Annotated in this window: 20 protein-coding genes; 3 read left to right on the top strand and 17 right to left on the bottom strand. The window is 70.2% G+C overall.

Annotated features, from left to right (window positions below; genetic code table 11):
• Positions 1–7 precede the first annotated feature (7 nt).
• Positions 8–613, top strand: coding sequence for a DUF4956 domain-containing protein (locus WA640_RS06710; protein ID WP_335986782.1), 606 nt, complete (start codon positions 8–10; stop codon positions 611–613).
• Positions 610–1,380, top strand: coding sequence for a polyphosphate polymerase domain-containing protein (locus tag WA640_RS06705; RefSeq protein WP_335986781.1), 771 nt, complete (start codon positions 610–612; stop codon positions 1,378–1,380). The genes WA640_RS06710 and WA640_RS06705 overlap by 4 nt, the downstream gene beginning before the upstream one ends.
• Here the strand turns inward: WA640_RS06705 and WA640_RS06700 are convergent.
• Complete coding sequence (locus WA640_RS06700; RefSeq protein WP_335986779.1) at positions 1,361–2,617, bottom strand: sensor histidine kinase; 1,257 nt, start codon at positions 2,615–2,617, stop codon at positions 1,361–1,363. The genes WA640_RS06705 and WA640_RS06700 overlap by 20 nt on opposite strands.
• Entirely contained in the window at positions 2,614–3,312 is a 699-nt protein-coding gene (locus WA640_RS06695; RefSeq protein ID WP_335986777.1) for a response regulator transcription factor, read from the bottom strand. The genes WA640_RS06700 and WA640_RS06695 overlap by 4 nt, the downstream gene beginning before the upstream one ends.
• A 112-nt stretch (positions 3,313–3,424) precedes the next feature.
• Here WA640_RS06695 and WA640_RS06690 point away from each other — a divergent pair, with 112 nt between their 5' ends.
• The gene (locus WA640_RS06690; protein ID WP_335986776.1) at positions 3,425–3,910 is read left to right on the top strand and encodes a hypothetical protein; all 486 of its coding nucleotides are present in this window, start codon (positions 3,425–3,427) and stop codon (positions 3,908–3,910) included.
• Positions 3,911–3,991: 81 nt separating this feature from the next.
• On the opposite strand, the gene atpD is transcribed toward WA640_RS06690, so the two are convergent.
• The 15 genes from atpD to rho all read right to left on the bottom strand — a co-directional run bounded on the left by atpD (position 3,992) and on the right by rho (position 16,966).
• Positions 3,992–5,419, bottom strand: coding sequence for a F0F1 ATP synthase subunit beta (gene atpD, locus WA640_RS06685; protein WP_335986774.1), 1,428 nt, complete (start codon positions 5,417–5,419; stop codon positions 3,992–3,994).
• Positions 5,420–5,421: 2 nt separating this feature from the next.
• Positions 5,422–6,360 (bottom strand): F0F1 ATP synthase subunit gamma, encoded by a 939-nt coding sequence (locus tag WA640_RS06680; RefSeq protein ID WP_335986773.1) that lies wholly within the window; start codon positions 6,358–6,360, stop codon positions 5,422–5,424.
• 2 nt (positions 6,361–6,362) lie between these two features.
• On the bottom strand, positions 6,363–7,997 hold the full coding sequence (atpA, locus tag WA640_RS06675; protein ID WP_335986772.1) for a F0F1 ATP synthase subunit alpha: 1,635 nt from the start codon (positions 7,995–7,997) through the stop codon (positions 6,363–6,365).
• Between the two features lie 34 nt (positions 7,998–8,031).
• Positions 8,032–8,856, bottom strand: coding sequence for a F0F1 ATP synthase subunit delta (locus WA640_RS06670; protein ID WP_442904707.1), 825 nt, complete (start codon positions 8,854–8,856; stop codon positions 8,032–8,034).
• Entirely contained in the window at positions 8,853–9,395 is a 543-nt protein-coding gene (locus WA640_RS06665) for a F0F1 ATP synthase subunit B (RefSeq protein ID WP_106364942.1), read from the bottom strand. The genes WA640_RS06670 and WA640_RS06665 overlap by 4 nt, the downstream gene beginning before the upstream one ends.
• 21 nt (positions 9,396–9,416) lie before the next feature.
• Complete coding sequence (locus WA640_RS06660; RefSeq protein ID WP_106364943.1) at positions 9,417–9,632, bottom strand: F0F1 ATP synthase subunit C; 216 nt, start codon at positions 9,630–9,632, stop codon at positions 9,417–9,419.
• A 98-nt stretch (positions 9,633–9,730) separates the two neighbouring features.
• Entirely contained in the window at positions 9,731–10,543 is an 813-nt protein-coding gene (gene atpB, locus WA640_RS06655; protein WP_106364944.1) for a F0F1 ATP synthase subunit A, read from the bottom strand.
• A 38-nt stretch (positions 10,544–10,581) separates the two neighbouring features.
• Positions 10,582–10,800 (bottom strand): AtpZ/AtpI family protein, encoded by a 219-nt coding sequence (locus WA640_RS06650; protein WP_091053281.1) that lies wholly within the window; start codon positions 10,798–10,800, stop codon positions 10,582–10,584.
• A 132-nt stretch (positions 10,801–10,932) separates the two neighbouring features.
• Entirely contained in the window at positions 10,933–11,334 is a 402-nt protein-coding gene (locus WA640_RS06645) for a hypothetical protein (RefSeq protein ID WP_335986770.1), read from the bottom strand.
• The gene (locus tag WA640_RS06640; RefSeq protein WP_335986769.1) at positions 11,331–11,882 is read right to left on the bottom strand and encodes an arsenate reductase/protein-tyrosine-phosphatase family protein; all 552 of its coding nucleotides are present in this window, start codon (positions 11,880–11,882) and stop codon (positions 11,331–11,333) included. The genes WA640_RS06645 and WA640_RS06640 overlap by 4 nt, the downstream gene beginning before the upstream one ends.
• Positions 11,879–12,622, bottom strand: coding sequence for an L-threonylcarbamoyladenylate synthase (locus tag WA640_RS06635; protein ID WP_335986768.1), 744 nt, complete (start codon positions 12,620–12,622; stop codon positions 11,879–11,881). The genes WA640_RS06640 and WA640_RS06635 overlap by 4 nt, the downstream gene beginning before the upstream one ends.
• The gene (gene prmC / locus WA640_RS06630; RefSeq protein WP_106364947.1) at positions 12,619–13,455 is read right to left on the bottom strand and encodes a peptide chain release factor N(5)-glutamine methyltransferase; all 837 of its coding nucleotides are present in this window, start codon (positions 13,453–13,455) and stop codon (positions 12,619–12,621) included. Before prmC ends, WA640_RS06635 begins: the two co-directional genes overlap by 4 nt.
• Complete coding sequence (gene prfA, locus WA640_RS06625) at positions 13,452–14,537, bottom strand: peptide chain release factor 1 (RefSeq protein ID WP_106364948.1); 1,086 nt, start codon at positions 14,535–14,537, stop codon at positions 13,452–13,454. Before prfA ends, prmC begins: the two co-directional genes overlap by 4 nt.
• A 90-nt stretch (positions 14,538–14,627) precedes the next feature.
• Complete coding sequence (rpmE, locus tag WA640_RS06620) at positions 14,628–14,858, bottom strand: 50S ribosomal protein L31 (protein ID WP_106364949.1); 231 nt, start codon at positions 14,856–14,858, stop codon at positions 14,628–14,630.
• Positions 14,859–15,016: 158 nt separating this feature from the next.
• Entirely contained in the window at positions 15,017–16,966 is a 1,950-nt protein-coding gene (gene rho / locus WA640_RS06615; RefSeq protein ID WP_335986767.1) for a transcription termination factor Rho, read from the bottom strand.
• Positions 16,967–17,254: the final 288 nt, after the last annotated feature.

Raw genomic sequence — 17,254 nt, 5'->3', positions numbered from 1 at the left:
AGGAACCGTGGGTCTCGCGCTCGCACTCGCCCTGCCCGTCGACCTGTTCGCCATCACCGTGCTCGCCTGCGCGATCTACTACCGGCGGCACCGGCGCACCGACCTCGCGCTGGCGTACGTGGCGCTGAACGTCGGCGTCTTCGCGGTCTCGGCGCTCATGCTGTCGCAGCAGGTGAGCCTCGGGCTCGCGTTCGGGCTGTTCGGGGTCCTGTCGATCCTGCGGCTGCGGTCCGACCAGATCTCCCAGCGCGACGTCGGCTACTACTTCACCGCGCTGGCCCTGGGCCTCATCAACGGGATCGGGGCGTCGCGGCCCGCGGTCATGATCGGCCTGTCGGTCCTGCTGGTGCTCACCATGTTCGTCGCGGACCACCCGCGCCTGTCGAACCGGTCCCGGCACCGCATGGTCGTCCTCGACACCGTCCACCGCGACGAGGAGCGCCTCCGCGAGGACCTGGAGCGGCGCCTCGACGCGCGGGTCCGCAAGTTCGAGGTGGTCGACACCGACTACGTGCGCGAGACGATGACCGTGGACGTGCGGTTCCAGCCGAACCCGCCGCCCGCGCCGCACGTCCCCGCTGAGCGCACCGTGCCGCTGGCGAGGACCCGATGAGCGGCCTCGACGCGTTCCCCGGGATGGGCCTCGACGAGGTCGTGGCCGCCGCGGACCTCCAGACCCGCACCGACACGAAGTACCTGCTCTCGCCCGAGCGGTACCGGTGGTTCCGGGACCGCCTGGCGGACAGCGGCGACTGGGCGTGCCTCGACATCGGCGGGCGCCGCCGCTTCTCCTACGAGTCGGTGTACTTCGACACCCCGGACCTGCTGACGTACCGGCAGCACCGGCAGGGGCGGCGGCGCCGCTTCAAGGTGCGCACCCGCCTGTACGCCGACTCCGGGGAGTGCGCGTTCGAGGTGAAGGTGAAGGGCGCGCGGCAGGACACCGTCAAGGAGCGGCTCCCGTACGCGGCCTCAGACGCCGCGGTCATCACCGCCGACGCCGCCGCGCACCTCGCGCGGACCCTGTGGGACGCGTACGGGATGCGCGTCCCGGCGGGCCTGGAGGCGCGGCTGCGCACCGACTACCGGCGGCACACGCTCGTCGACCCGGCCGCGGGCGTGCGGATCACGTGCGACGAGGACCTGCGGTGCGTGTCCGAGTCGGGTGCGGTCGAGTCGCGGCCGGTCAGTCTCGTGGAAGTGAAGTCCGCCAAAGAAGGCGGCGCGGCGGACCGTCTCCTGTGGTCGATGGGCGCGCGCCCGGTGCCGGTGTCGAAGTACTGCCTCGCGGTCGCGGTGCTCGCGCCCGGCATGCACGGGAACCCCTGGGCGCGGGCGCTGCACGAGTGCTTCCCCGGGGTCAGCCGAGTTCGAGCCTGATGAGCGCGCCCCTGCCGCCCGGGCCCTGGCCGAACACGAGCTGGCCGCCCGAGGCGGCCGCGGCGCGCCGGGCGATGTCCAGGCCCAGTCCCGTCGAGCCGCCTTCGGAGCGGCCGCGCTGGAACACGCCGAGGTCCGGCAGCCCCGGGCCCTCGTCGGCGACGTCTACAGTGGCCCCCGTGTCGTAGCGGGGCGTCAGCCGGACTTCGAAGGGCGTGCCGTCGGGGGTGTGCGCGAAGACGTTGGCGAGCAGCGAGTCCATGGCCGCGGCGAGGTCCGCGGCCGACAATGCGACGGGCAGCGGCCCGGGGGCGAGGCGCACCCGGCATTCGCGGGCGGTGTCCTCGGCGAGCGCGGACCAGAACTCGACGCGTTCGGCGACCACGGCCGCGGCGTCGCACGACCCGGCCTCGGCGGGGTTGCGGGCGTCGCGGATCGCCTCGTTGACGGCGCGCTCGACGTCGGCGACCGCCCGCTCCACAGGCTCGCGCTCCCGGTCGCCGAGGGCCTCGGTCTCCAGTTTCAGGACGGTGAGCGGGGTCCGGAGCCGGTGCGAGAGGTCGGCGACGCGTTCGCGCTCGGCTTCGAGGAGCTCCTTGATCCGGTCGGCGAGGGTGTTCAGGGCGGTGCCGACGTTCCGCAGCTCCGAGGGCCCGGCGGCGTCGGCGCGGGCCTCCAGGTCCCCGTTCGCGAGCCGGTGCGACACGGCCGCGAGGTCGTTCAGGGGCACCAGGATCACGCGGGCGAGGCGCCACGCCAGGAGCAGTCCGAACCCGAGGAGCAGGACCGCGATGGCGCCGAGGAGGAGCCACGAGCGCGCGACCCCGGCGCCGAGCTGATCGTCGGTGACGTGGACGCGGATGACCGCGGTCTCGCCGTCGACGTTGACGCTGAAGAGGACTTCGCGGCCCTCGGCCGTCTCGGCGGTGATCGAGTGGCCTCGCGCGGCGAGGTCGACGGCGTTCGAGCGCGGCGCGTCGCGGCCCGCGAGGGTCCCGTCGGGCCAGAACACCGTGACCGGGTACGCGGAGTTGGCGTTCAGCGTGTCGACCGCGGTGCGCGCGGCTGCGCGGTCGCCGGAGCTGATGATCGTGACCAGCGACTGCCCCTCCTGCTCGGCGGAGTCGACGGCGTGCTGGGCGGCGCTGTTGCGCAGCAGGATCGCCATCGGGATCGAGAACGCGAGCAGGATGAGGCTCGCCGTGGCGGCCACCAGGAGCGTCAGCCGGGCCCTCATCGCGCGCCCCCTTCGGGGTCGACGAGCTTGACGCCGACGCCGCGCACGGTGTGCAGGAACCTGGGGGCCTGCGCGGTCTCGCCGAGCTTGCGGCGCAGCCACGCCAGGTGGACGTCGACGGTCTTGTCTGCGCCGCCGAACGGCAGGTCCCACACGTCGGTGAGGAGCTGGCGCTTCGCGACCACCTCCCCGGCGCGGGCGGCGAGGTAGTGGAGCAGGTCGAACTCCTTGGGGCTCAGTTCGAGCGGGCGGCCGTCGAGGTGCGCGGCACGGCCGCGCGGGTCGATCCGCAAGGGCCCCACGGTCACGTGAGGGTCGGCGGCCGGGCCGCCGGAGCCGGTGCGGCGCAGCACGGCCTGGATGCGGGCGTCGAGCTGCTTGGCGGTGAAGGGCTTCACCACGTAGTCGTCGGCGCCGGAGCCGAGGACGCGGACGATCTCGTCCTCGTCGTCGCGCGCGGTCGCCACGATCACCGGCACATCGGAGACGCCGCGGAGCATCCGCAGCATCTGCGCGCCGTCGAGGTCCGGCAGCCCCAGGTCGAGGACGACCAGGTCGGGGCGGTGGTCGATCGCGGCGCGCAGGCCCGTCATCGCATCGGGCGCGGAGGCGACCTGGTGGCGCAGGTCCCGCAGCGAGCGCATGAGCGCCGTGCGGACCCGCTCGTCGTCTTCGATCAGGAGCAGTTGGGCCATGGGCGGAATGGTATGCAATGCGCACGCCCGGCACCAACCTCGCGGACGTGACCTGCGCAGGTTTAGAGCGGCCTTATCGCGGTCTTAACGATCGAGGCGGCACGCTGGTGGCATGCAGAGGAAATGGGCAGTGGCCGGGTGGGTGACGTTCGCGGCGGTCGCCGTGGCCGCGGGGATCGGCGCGGTGGCGCTGGCGTCTGGCGGGAGCCTCGCGGGCCCCGAGCAGCCGATGTCCGACGAGGACGTGCTCGCGTCGCTGGAGGAGGCCGGGGAGGACGCCTCGGAAGATGCGGCCTCGCCGAGTTCGAGCGATTCCCCTACGGCGACACCGAGTTCCAGCGCGACGCCGACCGCAGAAGACGGCGGGCGGGTCCTCGGCGGGCCCGGCGGGACGTTCCTGGCGGTCTGCGAAGGCGACCTGGTGCGCATCGAGTGGTGGACGCCCGCGCAGGGATGGAACGCCGCGAACGTGGACCAGGGGCCCGCCGCGTCCCTGGAGATCGAGTTCGAGGGCGCCGACGACGAGGTCGAGTACACCGTGGCCTGCGTCGGCGGCGTCCCCGAGACCGGGTCCGACGACGACGGCGACGACGGATAGGGCTTTTCACCAGGGGGTGAAGGGAACGGCCCCGGAACCGCGCGGTTCCGGGGCCGTTCGCCTTGTCGCTGCAAGCGGGTGCTAGCCCTTCTTGCGGAGCTCCTCTTCGTTGCGGTGCAGGTCGTCGAGACCGCCGCACATGAAGAACGCCTGCTCGGGGAAGTGGTCGTACTCGCCCTCGGCGATCTTCTTGAAGGCCTCGACGGTCTCCTTGACGGGGACGAACGAGCCCTCGACGCCGGTGAACTGCTTCGCCGCGAAGGTGTTCTGCGACAGGAAGCGCTCGATGCGGCGCGCGCGGCCCACGACGAGCTTGTCCTCTTCGGACAGCTCGTCCATGCCGAGGATCGCGATGATGTCCTGCAGCTCGTTGTACTTCTGGAGGATCTGCTTCACTGTGGAGGCGACCGCGTAGTGCTCGGCGCCGACGACCTCGGGCTCCAGGATGCGGGAGTTCGAGGCCAGCGGGTCGATCGCGGGGTAGATGCCCTTGTCGGAGATCTTCCGCTCCAGGTTCGTCGTCGCGTCCAGGTGGGTGAACGCGGTGAACGGCGCCGGGTCGGTGTAGTCGTCCGCGGGAACGTACACGGCCTGCATCGAGGTGATGGCCTTGCCGCGGAGCGAGGTGATGCGCTCCTGGAGCTCACCCATCTCGTCGGCGAGGGTCGGCTGGTAGCCCACGGCCGAGGGCATGCGGCCCAGCAGCGCGGAGGTCTCCGAACCGGCCTGCGTGAACCGGAAGATGTTGTCGATGAAGAGCAGCACCTCCTGGTTCTTGACGTCGCGGAAGTACTCGGCCATCGTCAGGGCCGACAGGGCGACGCGGAGGCGCACCCCCGGCGGCTCGTCCATCTGGCCGTACACGAGCGAGGTCTTGGGCAGCACGCCCGCCTCGTCCATCTCCGCGATGAGGTCGTTGCCCTCGCGGGTGCGCTCGCCGACGCCCGCGAACACCGACGAACCGCCGAAGTTCTGGGCCACGCGGATGATCATCTCCTGGATGAGCACCGTCTTGCCCACGCCGGCGCCGCCGAACAGGCCGATCTTGCCGCCCTTGACGTACGGGGCGAGGAGGTCGATCGCCTTGATGCCGGTCTCCAGCATCTCGGTCTTCGGCTCCAGCTGCGCGAACGCCGGGGCGTGGCGGTGGATCTCCCAGTGGTCGTCGGCTTCGAGCGTCTCGCCCTCGGGGAGGTTGAGGCACTCGCCCAGGACGTTGAAGACCTTGCCCTTGATGCCGTCGCCGACGGGGACCTTGATCTGCCCGCCGGTGTCGCGCACCTCGGCGCCGCGGACGAGGCCGTCCGTGGGGGCCATGCAGATGCCGCGGATCTGGCTGTCGCCCAGGTGCTGGGCGACTTCCAGGGTCAGCGTCTTCACGTCGCCGCCGTAGGTCACGTCAACGTGGAGTGCGTTGAAGATCGCCGGGATGGCGTTTCGCGGGAACTCGACGTCGACGACGGGCCCGATGACCCGTACGACGCGCCCCACTCCTTGGGTGTCAGTCATCGTTACTCTCTTCCTGCGGCGGAAAGGGCACTGGCCCCGCCCACGATTTCGCTGATCTCCTGCGTGATCGCCGCCTGCCGCGCCGCGTTCGCGCTCCGCCGCAGGGTCTTGATCAATTCATCGGCATTGTCCGAGGCCGCCTTCATGGCCCGGCGCTTCGACGCCAACTCGCTGGCCGCGCTGTCGATCAGCGCCGCGTAGATGCGAGTCGTCAGGTACTTCGGCAGCAGCGCGTCGAGCAGCGCCTCCGGGTTCGGCTCGAACTCGTAGTCGGGGAGGAGCACGTGCTCGTCGAGCTCGGACTCCTCCACCTCCTCGACTTCGAGGGGAGCCAACTGCCGGGGTTCGGGCGTCTGCGTCAGCAGCGAGACGAACTTGGTGTGGACGATGTGCAGCTCGTCCACTCCGAGGATACCGTCCGCTCCCGCGTCGTCACCCTCGTCGTCGGCGCCGGACATGAACGCCGCGAGCAGCGTCCGGGTGATCTCCTGCGCGTCCGAGACCCTCGGCAGCTGGGAGAACCCGGTCCACGAGTGCTCGATCGGCCGGGAGCGGAACCGGTAGTAGTCGACGCCCCTGCGGCCGGCGACGTACAGGACCGGGACCTTGCCCTCCTCGGACAGGCGCGAGACCAGCTGCTCGGCCGTGCGGATGACGTTCGCGTTGTACGCGCCGCACATCCCCTTGTCGGCCGTGACCACCAGGACGCCCGCCCGGCGCACCGCCGCGCGCGGCTGGAGCAGCGGGTGGTTGATCGACGCGTTCGACGCCAGGGACGTCATCACGCTCGTCATGGCCCGGGCGTACGGCAGGGAAGCCGCCACCCGGTCCTGCGCCTTGGCGATGCGGCTGGTCGCGACCAGCTCCTGCGCCTTGGTGATCTTCTTGATGGACTGGGTCGACTTCAGCCGCTTGCGCAAAGTACGAAGCTGCGCTGACATGGCTAACCCTTCTTGACGCGCTTGACGGTCTCGACGTCGACGTCGCCCTCAAGGGCGTCCTCGGCGACGTCGGTCACGTGCAGGTCGTCGACGTTGGCCTTGAACATCTGCTTGAACTTGGCGACGGCGCGCTTGAGGGTGTCCTCGATGTCGCCCGAGACCTTGTCCTTGCCCGCGTTGAGCTGGGCGACGACGTCCTTGTGGTTGGCGCGCATGTAGGTCAGGAACTCGTTCTCGAACCGGCGCACCTCCCCCACCGGGATGTCGTCGAGCTCGCCCGCGGTGCCCGCCCAGATCGAGATGGTCTCCTCGCCCATGGGCAGCGGCGCGGCCACGCCCTGCTTGAGGAGCTCGACCATGCGCAGACCGCGGTCCAGCTGCGCGCGCGACGCGGCGTCCAGGTCCGACGCGAAGGCCGCGAAGGCCTCCAGGTCGCGGTACTGGGCCAGGTCCAGACGCAGCGAGCCCGCGACGGAGCGCATGCCCTTGGTCTGCGCGGCGCCGCCGACGCGGGACACCGAGGTGCCGACGTTGATCGCCGGGCGCACGCCCGAGTTGAACAGGCCCTCTTCGAGGAAGACCTGGCCGTCGGTGATCGAGATGACGTTGGTCGGGATGAACTGCGAGATGTCGCCGGCCTTGGTCTCGATGATCGGCAGACCGGTCAGCGAGCCCGCGCCCAGCTCGTCGGAGAGCTTCGCGCAGCGCTCCAGCAGGCGGGAGTGCAGGTAGAACACGTCGCCCGGGAAGGCCTCGCGGCCCGGCGGGCGGCGCAGCAGCAGCGACACGGTGCGGTACGCCTCGGCCTGCTTCGAGAGGTCGTCGAAGACGATGAGGACGTGCTTGCCGCCGTACATCCAGTGCTGGCCGATGGCCGAACCGGTGTAGGGGGCCAGGTACTTCAGGCCCGCGGGCTCGTCGGCGTTCGCCGCGACGATGGTGGTGTACTCCATCGCCCCGTGCTCTTCGAGCATGCCCTTGATGCCCGCGACGGTGGAGCCCTTCTGGCCGATCGCCACGTAGATGCAGCGCAGCTGCTTCTTCGGGTCGCCGGACTCCCAGTTCGCGCGCTGGTTGATGATCGTGTCGATCGCGACCTGCGTCTTGCCGGTCTTGCGGTCGCCGATGATGAGCTGGCGCTGGCCGCGGCCGATGGGGGTCATCGAGTCGATGGCCTTGATGCCGGTCTCGACCGGCTCGGACACCGACTGGCGGTTGATGACGTTCGGGGCCTGGGCTTCGAGCTCGCGCTCGGCCTCGGCCTCGATCGGCCCGAGGTCGTCGATGGGGTTGCCCAGGGCGTCGACGACGCGGCCCAGGAACTTGTCGCCGACCGGCACCGAGAGGACCTTGCCGGTCCGCTTGACGGGCTGGCCCTCGCCGACCTTGGTCGGGTCGCCGAGGAGCACGGCGCCGATCTCGCGCACGTCGAGGTTCAGGGCCAGGCCCATCACGCCGCCCTCGAACTCCAGGAGCTCGTTGGCCATGACGGAGGGCAGGCCCTCGACGATCGCGATGCCGTCGCCGGCGCTGGTGACGGTACCGACCTCTTCGCGGGTGATCTCCGGCCGGTACGACGAGACGTACGCGTCGAGCGCGTTGCGGATCTCGTCAGAGGAGATGGTCAATTCAGCCATCTGAACGTTTCCCTTTCTGTTTCTACCGGCTGGATCAGCGTCCGGCCAAGGCTTGGCGGGCTTCGTCGAGGCGCCGCGAGACGGAGCCGTCCCACAGTTCCGAGCCGACTCGCACCCGGATGCCCCCGACGATCGCGGGGTCGACGGTGACCTTGAGCGCCACCGGGCGGCCGTAGACGAGCGACAGCTTGGCGGCGAGCTGGCGCTCGCCGTTCTCGTCGAGCGGCTTGGCCACGGTCACGTAGGCCACGGCCTCGTCGCGGGCCGCCGCGGCGACCTCGACCAGGTAGGCCAGCGAGGCGTGGAAGCTGCGCCCGCCGATGCCGAAGCATGCGGCGGCCGCGAGCTTCACCGTCACCGGCTCGGCCTTGCCGTCGAGCAGCCGCTCGGTGAGCTCGGCCCGGCCCTTGGGGTCGGTGCCGGTGGCGCCGAGGACCGAGGCGAGCTCGGCGTCGCCGTCGACGAGCCGTCCGAAGCGGAACAGCTGGTCTTCGACGTTCGCCAGGCTGCCGTCCTTGGCGGCGGCGAGCAGCAGCGCCTCGACGGCGAGCTGCTCGGTGCCGTCCACCAGTTCGGACGGGCTGCTCCAGCGGCCGCGCACCAGGGCGGCGACCACGTCAGCGGCGGTGTCGCCGACTTGACCGGCGAGGAGCCCGCGGAGCAGGCCCTCGCGGTCGTCCGCCTCGCGGGCGGGGTCGGACAGGGCGCGACGCAGCCGAGGCTGGTCGACGAGGAACCGCGTCACTCCCAGCAGCTGATCGCCGCACTCGGTGAGCTGCCCGGCCGAGGCGCCGGAGGCGGCGGCCTCCAGCACGGCCCGGCCGGCCTCGATGCTTTCGCGTCCAGTCGTCGACATCAGCGCGCTCCGCTCGTCTCGGCCGTGTCGTCCGCGATCTCGGCCAGGAACTGGTCGACGGTCGCGGTCGTGTCGGCGTCGCCGGCGAGGCGCTGGCCGATGATCTTCCCGGCCAGGTCGACCGCCAGGTTCCCGACCTCGCTGCGCAGCTCGCGGACGAGCTGCTGGCGCGAGGCCTCGACCTGGGCGTGCCCGGCCGCGATGATCCGGTTGGACTCCTCGCGGGCGGAGACGAGGATCTCCTCCTTGGCGGCCACGGCGTCGGCGCGGGCCTCGTCGCGGATCGCGGCGGCCTCCTCCTGCGCTGCGGCGAGCTTCCGGCGGTATTCCTCCAGCGTCTGGTTGGCCTCTTCCTGAGCCCGCTCAGCGCGCTCGATGCCGCCTTCGATCGCGTCCACCCGTGCCTCGAACGTCTTCTCCATGCGGGGGAAGACGAACTTGATGAGCACGAAGCACAGCAGACCGAAAGCGATGGCCCCGATCAGCATTTCCTGCCAGATCGGGAAGAGGATCCCGGCCCCTCCTTCGGCGGCGTGAATCATGATGACTCCCTTGAAGGGTTACTAGTTGCCGCCGCCGAGGGCGAAGGCGAGGACGAGGCCGAACAGCGCGAGCACCTCGACGAGGGCGAAGCCCATGAACAGCATCGGGCGGGTGATGCCGGCCGACTCGGGCTGGCGGGCGGTGGCGGTGATCCACGCGGCGAAGATGAGGGCAACACCGATGCCGGGGCCGATCGCAGCGAGGCCGTAACCGATGACGTTGACGGAGCCTTCCATCTGGCTTTCTCCTAGGTGTCAGCGTGGCGTGACCGTCACGCGCACGATGTTGTTCAATTGCGAAATCTCTGGGTGAGGGGTGGAAGCTTCGGGGAGCTCTAGTGCTCTTCCGCGAGGGACCCCTGGATGTACATGCCCGTCAGGAGCGTGAAGACGTACGCCTGGAGCAGGATGACGATGAGCTCGAAGAGGGTCATCGCGATGCCCATGCCGAACGAGAAGATCGACAGGCCCTGGATGAAGAAGTTGCTGGAGTTGAGCATCTCGAACCCGCCGAGGATGAACACCAGCAGGATGAGGTGGCCCGCGAACATGTTCGCGAAGAGCCGCAGGGCCAGGGTGACCGGGCGCAGGATGATGTTCTGGAGGATCTCGATCGGGATCAGCAGCGGGTAGATGAACGCCGGGGCGCCCGGGGGCACGACCGTGATCTTCAGCCACTTGCCCAGGCCGTGCTGCTTGATGCCGACCCAGACGTACATGATCCACGAGAGGATCGCCAGCATCGCCGGGAACGCGATGTGCGCGTTCGGCGAGATCTGGATGCCGGGCACGATGGCCCAGAAGTTCATGAGGACGATGAACAGGAACAGGGTCGCGAGGTACGGGGCGAACTTCACGCCGTCCTTCTTGCCCATGAGGTCGATGGCGACGGTGTTCCGGATGAAGCCGTAGGCGGACTCGGCCAGCCACTGCTTCTTGGTGGGGACGATCTGGGGCTTGCGGTAGGCCCACAGGAAGAAGACGATGAGGATCGCGACCGTCAGCCACACGCCCAGCGTGATGGTGGTGAACATGTGGGCGAGCGCGGTCCCGGTGAGCCCGGAGAACCAGTCGGCAAAGTCAAAGCTGTGGATACCGGGCGGGAAGTGGGACTCCCCTTCGGCCAGCACGATGGCTGAGTCGGTCACGCGAGCCACGCCTCTCAGTCAGTGTCGGTCACAAAAAACTACGGCGACATCTGCTTGATGAGCAGGTACATCCCCGCTCCAGCACCGACCAGCATCCCTACCAGGAGCCCGACTTTGGGCAGTCCGAGCCACAGGTCGACGAGATATCCGAGACCACCCCAGACGATGATCCCGGACAGCAGATATCCCAGAGCGCGCCAGCCCATGTCCGAACCGTCGGGCTGGGGCTTGCGTTCGGGGGGTTCCATGTCGGCCATGTCGGATTGAACTCTAACAGCTACTGAGCAGGAACTGCCCAGCGGGTTCGCTGAGATGAGCGCCATCCGTGCGCAATTGTCAACCTCCACGAAACACCGCGTGTCGCATCGCAAGCGGGCGTCAAGGACGCGTCAAGACGGCTGGTCGAGCTCGATGTAAGGAATCTTGGCCTTATATGCCCAGACAGCCTGGGTCGCGAGCCACGCGACGGCGCCGCCGACGATCCCGCAGGCGAAGGGGAGCAAGGCATTCGGAACCGTCGATTGGACCGTCCACAATGCAAAAAACGCGACTACGAGCTTGAGCGCGTATGTGATCAAGGCCATAGGCAGGGTGAGACGCAGGTCAATCTTCTCGGCTGCTGCGACCGCTTGCACCGAGCCGGCGAAACCCAAGGCGGCCAACGCTACTCCTGCCGGGGCGCCCCAGGCGCCGGGCCCGCCCGCGGTGATCCAGCCGACGACCGCCGCGATCACCGCGGCGATCCCGGCGACGGCGAAGCACGGCTTCAGGAAGCCCCTCGCAGTTTTCACGACTGGCCCTCCAGGGCCGCCGCGACGGGCTTGAGGGCGGCTTCGAGCTGGTCGGCGATCCGCGCGTACTCCGTGCGGCTCATCCCCCATGGGTCCGCCAGGTCGGCGTCCTCGTAGTCGCCGCAGCGGGCCTCGGCGAGCGCGAGGAGGGCCTTGCCGCGGGTCTGCACGTCGCCCTCGGGCAGCTCGGCCGCGGCGTCGGCGGCGATGCGGCCGAAGGTGCGCACGAGGAAGGTCTTCCCGGCGGCCTCGGGGTAGGACTCGGCGATGAACTCGGCGTGCCCGGAGGTGGCGACGAGGATCAGGTCCGAGGCCGCGACGTGGGCGCGGACGAGGTGCCGGGCGCCGTGCCCGGCGGACTCGTAGCCGCGGTCCTCCAGTTCGCGCGCGGAGAACGGCTGCATGTCGTCGCCCTCGTGCCACGACGAGGTCCCGGCGCCGTGGTTGTACACGGCGTCGCCGGTGAGGCCGTCGAGGATGCGCTCGGACATGGGCGACCGGCAGATGTTGCCGGTGCACACGTGGAGGACCGAGAAGGGCGCGCTCACGCGGAGCTCTCCTCGGCGGGGGCCTCGTCGGCGGCCTCGGGAGCCTCGGCGTTCTCGTCCTGCTCCTGGTCCTCGGGGCGCTGGCCGGGGCCGTAGCCGTCGCGGTCGAGCGTGTCGGGGACGATCTTGCGGATCTGCTCCAGGGTCAGGGCGCCCTCGCGCAGCAGCTGCGGCGGGTGCGCGACGCAGTCGACGATCGTCGAGGGCAGGTTGTCCTCGCTGGGCCCGGCCTCCAGGTACACGGAGACGTCGGAGCCGAGCTGGGCCTTCGCGTCGGTGGCGGTCTCGGCCGGGGGCTGGCCGGTCTTGTTCGCGGAGGACACGGCCATGGGGCCGGTCTCCTTGAGCAGCTCGATCGCGAGCGGGTGCAGCGGCATGCGCACCGCGACGGTGCCGTCGGTGTCGCCGAGGTCCCAGGTCAGGGTCGGGGTGTAGGGCACCACGACGGTGAGCGGGCCGGGCCAGAACGCCTCGATGAGCTCCTTCGCAGAGTCGGGCACGTCGGAGGCGATGCCGTCGAGGGCGCGCTTGGAGCCCACCAGGACCGGCGGGGCCATGTCGCGCCCGCGGCCCTTGGCGGCGAGGAGCGCCTTCACGGCGGCGTGGTTGAACGCGTCACAGCCGATCCCGTAGACGGTGTCGGTGGGGATGACGACCAGGCGGCCGCCGGTGACGGCGCGCGCGGCGGACTTGATGCCGGTAGCGCGGTCCTTGATCTTCCTGCAATTGAACAGCCTCACGGCAGCAAGCCTAGCCTTCCCGTAGCGAACCTCGGCCGGCCGGCGAGGTCGTCGTGGTCCTCCGCATCGGTGAATCCGCTGACACGGAGGATCTCCGGCGCCACCGTGCCGTGCGTGTCGTCGTGCTCGAACCCGAACCACCCGCCGGGCTTGAGCCACTTCGCGGCGCGCACGGCGAGCGGCTGGATGACCGCGAGCCCGGCCTCGGCGGCGTAGACGGCCCCGGACGGGTCGAATTCGACCTCTGGCGCCACTTCGATCTCGAACGGCACGTACGGCGGGTTCGCGGTGACGAGGTCGGCGAGGCCGTCGAGCTCGTTCAGCGTGGAGGCGGCGGTCGCGTCGGCGAGCACGGGCACCGCGTTCGTGCCTTCGAGGTTCGATTCGAGCCATTCGAAGGCGTCGGGGTCGACCTCGACGGCCCAGACGCGCGCGTCGGGCCGCTCGGTGGCGATCGAGTACGCGACGGCACCGGAGCCGGAGCACGCGTCGATGACGGTGCCGCCCTCCGGCAAGTGGGCGAGCGCCCAGTCCACGAGGAGCTCGGTCTCGGGCCGGGGCACGAACACGCCGGGGCCGACCGCCAGTTCGCCGTAGCGGAACGCGGCCGAGCCGGTGAGGTGCTGGAGCGGCTCGCGGGCGGCGCGGCGCGCTACGAGCGCGTCGAACTCGGCGCGCTGCCGCTCGTCGGGCCCGTCGGCGATGAGCAGCTGCGCGCGGGTGAGCCCCGAGACGTGGGCGGCGAGCAGCTCGGCGTCGTTGCGCGGCGAGTGGACGCCGGCCGCCGCGAGCAGCGTCGCGGCGGCGGCCACGGTGTCAGTCCAGGTCGTCACTCAGAACCGCGCGCCATGCGCTCGGCGCGGTCGGCTGCGGCGAGGGCGTCGAGGACCTCGTCGAGGGCGCCGTCCATGACCTGGTCGAGGTTGTACGCGGTGAAGCCGACGCGGTGGTCGGTGAGCCGGTTCTGCGGGAAGTTGTAGGTGCGGATGCGCTCGGAGCGGTCGGCGGTGCGCACCTGCGAGAGCCGCGCGGCCCCGGCCGCGGCGGCGGCCTCCTCCTGCTGCTTCGCGAGCAGGCGGGCGCGCAGGACCTTGATGGCCGCCTCCTTGTTCTGGAGCTGGCTCTTCTCGTTCTGCGAGGTGACCACGACGCCGGTGGGCACGTGCGTGAGGCGCACCGCGGAGTCGGTGGTGTTGACGGACTGGCCGCCGGGCCCGGAGGACCGGTACACATCGACCCGCACGTCGTTCATGTTCAGCTCGAAGTCGACCTCCTCGGCCTCGGGCATGACGACGACCGCGGCCGCGGAGGTGTGGACGCGGCCCTGCGACTCGGTCACGGGCACGCGCTGCACGCGGTGCACGCCGCCCTCGAACTTCATGCGGGACCACACGCCGTTGCCGCCTTCGGGGTTCCCCTTGGTGCGCACGGCGATCGAGGAGTCCTTGACGCCGCCGAGGTCGGTGGGCACCATTTCGAGGGTCTCCACGCCCCAGCCCATGCGCTCGAAGTAGCGCAGGTACATGCGCATGAGGTCCCCGGCGAACAGGCCGGACTCCTCGCCGCCCGCGCCGGCCTTGATCTCGATGATGACGTCCTTGGCGTCGTCGGGGTCGCGCGGCACGAGCAGCTCCGCGAGCTTCTCCTCCAGCTCGGGGATGCGCTTGCGCAGCCCCTCGGCCTCCTCCGCGAAGTCGGCGTCCTCCTTCGCGAGCTCCTCGGCGGTCTCCAGGTCCTCCTTCGCCGTCGCGATGTCCTCGGCGGTCTTGGCGATCGGGGACAGCTCCGCGTAGCGGCGGCCGACCCGCCGGGCCTGCGCCGGGTCGGCGTGCAGGGCGGGGTCGCCCATCTGGACTTCGAGGTCGCGGTATTCCGCGATGAGCATTTCCAGGCGGTTGTCGGCTGCGGACGTCATCTCTGTTCCTTAAGAAAGCCTTGCAAGACATCGGACGGGACGAAAAACGCGGCGCCCGTGTCGCAGGGACACGGACGCCGCGGAGCACAGCTACTTGCCGGCCTGGGCCTTCTCGGCAGCCTTGGCGTAGCGGGCCTTGAACTTGGCCACGCGACCGCCGGTGTCGAGGATGCGCTGCTTGCCGGTGTAGAACGGGTGGCACTTGTTGCAGGTCGCAGCCTGGATCTTGCCGCTGGTCACCGTCGACCGGGTGGTGAAGCTGTTCCCGCAGGAGCAGGTCACCTCGGTGACGACGTACTCAGGGTGGATGCCCTCTTTCATGACTTCCCTTTCATATCGGTCGCCGGGTCGGCTTCCGCCGTGAACCGGTACCGCATCGGGCCCCGCAGGGCTCTGGTCGGGTGCGCGACCTGCGCACCAACGATCAATGGTAAGGCGTGAGGCCGCTCTCAACCAGGGCGGCCTCACACTTCACACGACTAGTCGCCGGGCGTGCTCTTGACGATGGACATCAGGAACTCGGCGTTCGTCTGGGTCTTCTTCAGCCGGTCGATGAGCAGCTCGATCGCCTGCTGCGGCTCCAGCGAGGACAGGACCCGGCGGAGCTTCAGCATGACCGCCTGCTCCTCGGGGCTCATCATGAGCTCGTCCTTGCGGGTGCTCGACTGGTGCACGTCGATCGCGGGCCAGGTGCGCTTCTCGGCGATCTTCCGGTCCAGCTTGAGCTCGGCGTTGCCGGTGCCCTTGAACTCCTCGAAGATGACCGTGTCGCCCATGGAGCCGGTCTCGACCAGCGCCGTGCCGATGATGGTCAGCGACCCGCCGTGCTCGATGTTCCGCGCGGCGCCCAGGAAGCGCTTCGGCGGGTAGAGCGCGGTCGAGTCGATGCCGCCGGACAGGATCCGGCCCGACGCGGGCGACGAGTTGTTGTACGCGCGGCCCAGGCGGGTGATCGAGTCGAGCAGCACGACCACGTCGTGGCCCAGCTCCACGAGGCGCTTCGCGCGCTCGATGGCGAGCTCGGCGACCGTGGTGTGGTCCGACGGCGGCCGGTCGAAGGTCGAGGCGATGACCTCGCCCTTCACCGAGCGCTGCATGTCGGTGACCTCTTCGGGGCGCTCGTCCGCGAGGACCACCATGAGGTGGCACTCGGGGTTGTTCGTGGTGATCGCGTTCGCGATCGCCTGGAGCACCATAGTCTTGCCGGCCTTCGGCGGGGAGACGATGAGGGCGCGCTGGCCCTTGCCGATCGGCGCCACCAGGTCGATGACCCGGGTGGTGAGCGCGTTCGGCTCGGTCTCCAGGCGCAGGCGCTCCTGCGGGTACAGCGGCGTGAGCTTGTAGAACTCGTCGCGCTTCTTCGCGTCGTCGGGGTTCATGCCGTTGACGGTGTCGAGGCGCACCAGCGGGTTGTACTTCTCGCGGCGCTGCTTGCCCTGGTTGCCGCCGTTGCCGTTGCCGGGCTCCTCGCCGCGGCTGGGCTTGACGGCGCCGGTGATGGCGTCGCCGCGGCGCAGCCGGTACTTGCGGACCTGCGACATCGAGACGTACACGTCGTCCGGTCCGGCCAGGTAGCCGGTGGTGCGGATGAACGCGTAGTTGTCGAGGATGTCGAGGATGCCGGCGACCGGGACGAGCAGCTCGTCGTTCTGGGCGCCGCCGCCACCGCCGCCCTGCTGGCCGCGCTCGTTCTCGTCGCGCCCGCCGCGTTGGCGGCGGTCGGAGCGGTCGCGGCGCTTGCGGCGGCGGCCTTCGCCGTCACCGTCGCGGGGACCGCGGTCGTCGTAGTCGTCGTCGCGCTCGTTGCGCTCGCTGCGGCGCTCGCGGGAGTCGCCGCGGCCCTCGGGCTGCTCGTCGCGGCGGTCCTGGCGGCCGTTCTCGCGCCCGTTCTCACGGGTGCGGCGGCGGCGCTGCGGACGGTCCTCATCGGACTCGATGGTCGCGACGGACGAAGCGGTCTCGGCGGACCCGCCCTCGTCGTCCTGCAACGTCGGCTGGTGCTCCTGGCGACGGCGCGGCTGCGGCGGGCCGGCCGGGCGGGTGGCCCGGCGAACGGCACTGCCGCCCTTGGCGTCGGCGCTCTCGGAGCCGTTGTCGCCCGGCGCGGTGTCGACAGTGGCCTGCGGACCCTCGGCGGTCGGTGATTGTTCGGAGTCAGGCACTGGCGGGGCCTCCTGTTCTGCGCTGGCACCGCCGGGCTGCGAGCCCGCATCCTGCCGTTCCTGGATGGCGGCGATCAGCTCGCTCTTGCGCATCCGGCCAACGCCGGTGATGCCGAGCGATTGCGCCATCTGCTGGAGCTCGGGCATCAGCAGTGAGGCCAGACCGGTTCCTGCCCGGCGGCGCTTCTTGGCCTCGGGGAGTTCCTCTCCCGAAGTCGGCGCCGCATCGCTCATCCGGTCCGACGTCGTGCCGGTGGTGTCGCTCAATGGATTCCTTCCCTGGCGGAACTTCGAATGGGATTCGAGGAGTTTCCGCGTCTTTCAAATAGCCGCAATGCCGATGTTCTGGTCTGCGTCCCGCCATCGCTTCGGCCGCCTCGGCCCGAGCGGGCGCGGCGGATGGAAGACGACGGTTGACACCGGGTGCAACACCCCTGGGCTGTCCGCTGGGCAGACGGTCCTGATCGAGGCGACGCCTCTGGGTTTGTGACCGGCGAGCTCGCGTTGAATGATCGTGCACGGTGAGACACGTGGCGCCGATCTCCGCTGATTGCG

Source organism: Glycomyces sp. MUSA5-2, from assembly GCF_037034145.1.
Taxonomy (GTDB): Bacteria; Actinomycetota; Actinomycetes; order Mycobacteriales; family Micromonosporaceae; genus Glycomyces; species Glycomyces artemisiae.
Note: the sequence above shows the minus strand (reverse complement) of the source record. Positions and strands in the feature narration are given on the sequence as shown.

Bases quoted from the DNA above. Each gene is read 5' to 3' on its own strand.
- WA640_RS06705 (WP_335986781.1), top strand. From the start codon at position 610: ATGAGCGGCCTCGACGCGTTCCCCGGGATGGGCCTCGACGAGGTCGTG.
- WA640_RS06700 (WP_335986779.1), bottom strand. From the start codon at position 2,617: ATGAGGGCCCGGCTGACGCTCCTGGTGGCCGCCACGGCGAGCCTCATC.
- WA640_RS06695 (WP_335986777.1), bottom strand. From the start codon at position 3,312: ATGGCCCAACTGCTCCTGATCGAAGACGACGAGCGGGTCCGCACGGCG.
- WA640_RS06690 (WP_335986776.1), top strand. From the start codon at position 3,425: ATGCAGAGGAAATGGGCAGTGGCCGGGTGGGTGACGTTCGCGGCGGTC.
- atpD (WP_335986774.1), bottom strand. From the start codon at position 5,419: ATGACTGACACCCAAGGAGTGGGGCGCGTCGTACGGGTCATCGGGCCC.
- WA640_RS06680 (WP_335986773.1), bottom strand. From the start codon at position 6,360: ATGTCAGCGCAGCTTCGTACTTTGCGCAAGCGGCTGAAGTCGACCCAG.
- atpA (WP_335986772.1), bottom strand. From the start codon at position 7,997: ATGGCTGAATTGACCATCTCCTCTGACGAGATCCGCAACGCGCTCGAC.
- WA640_RS06665 (WP_106364942.1), bottom strand. From the start codon at position 9,395: ATGATTCACGCCGCCGAAGGAGGGGCCGGGATCCTCTTCCCGATCTGG.
- WA640_RS06660 (WP_106364943.1), bottom strand. From the start codon at position 9,632: ATGGAAGGCTCCGTCAACGTCATCGGTTACGGCCTCGCTGCGATCGGC.
- WA640_RS06650 (WP_091053281.1), bottom strand. From the start codon at position 10,800: ATGGCCGACATGGAACCCCCCGAACGCAAGCCCCAGCCCGACGGTTCG.
- prfA (WP_106364948.1), bottom strand. From the start codon at position 14,537: ATGACGTCCGCAGCCGACAACCGCCTGGAAATGCTCATCGCGGAATAC.
- rpmE (WP_106364949.1), bottom strand. From the start codon at position 14,858: ATGAAAGAGGGCATCCACCCTGAGTACGTCGTCACCGAGGTGACCTGC.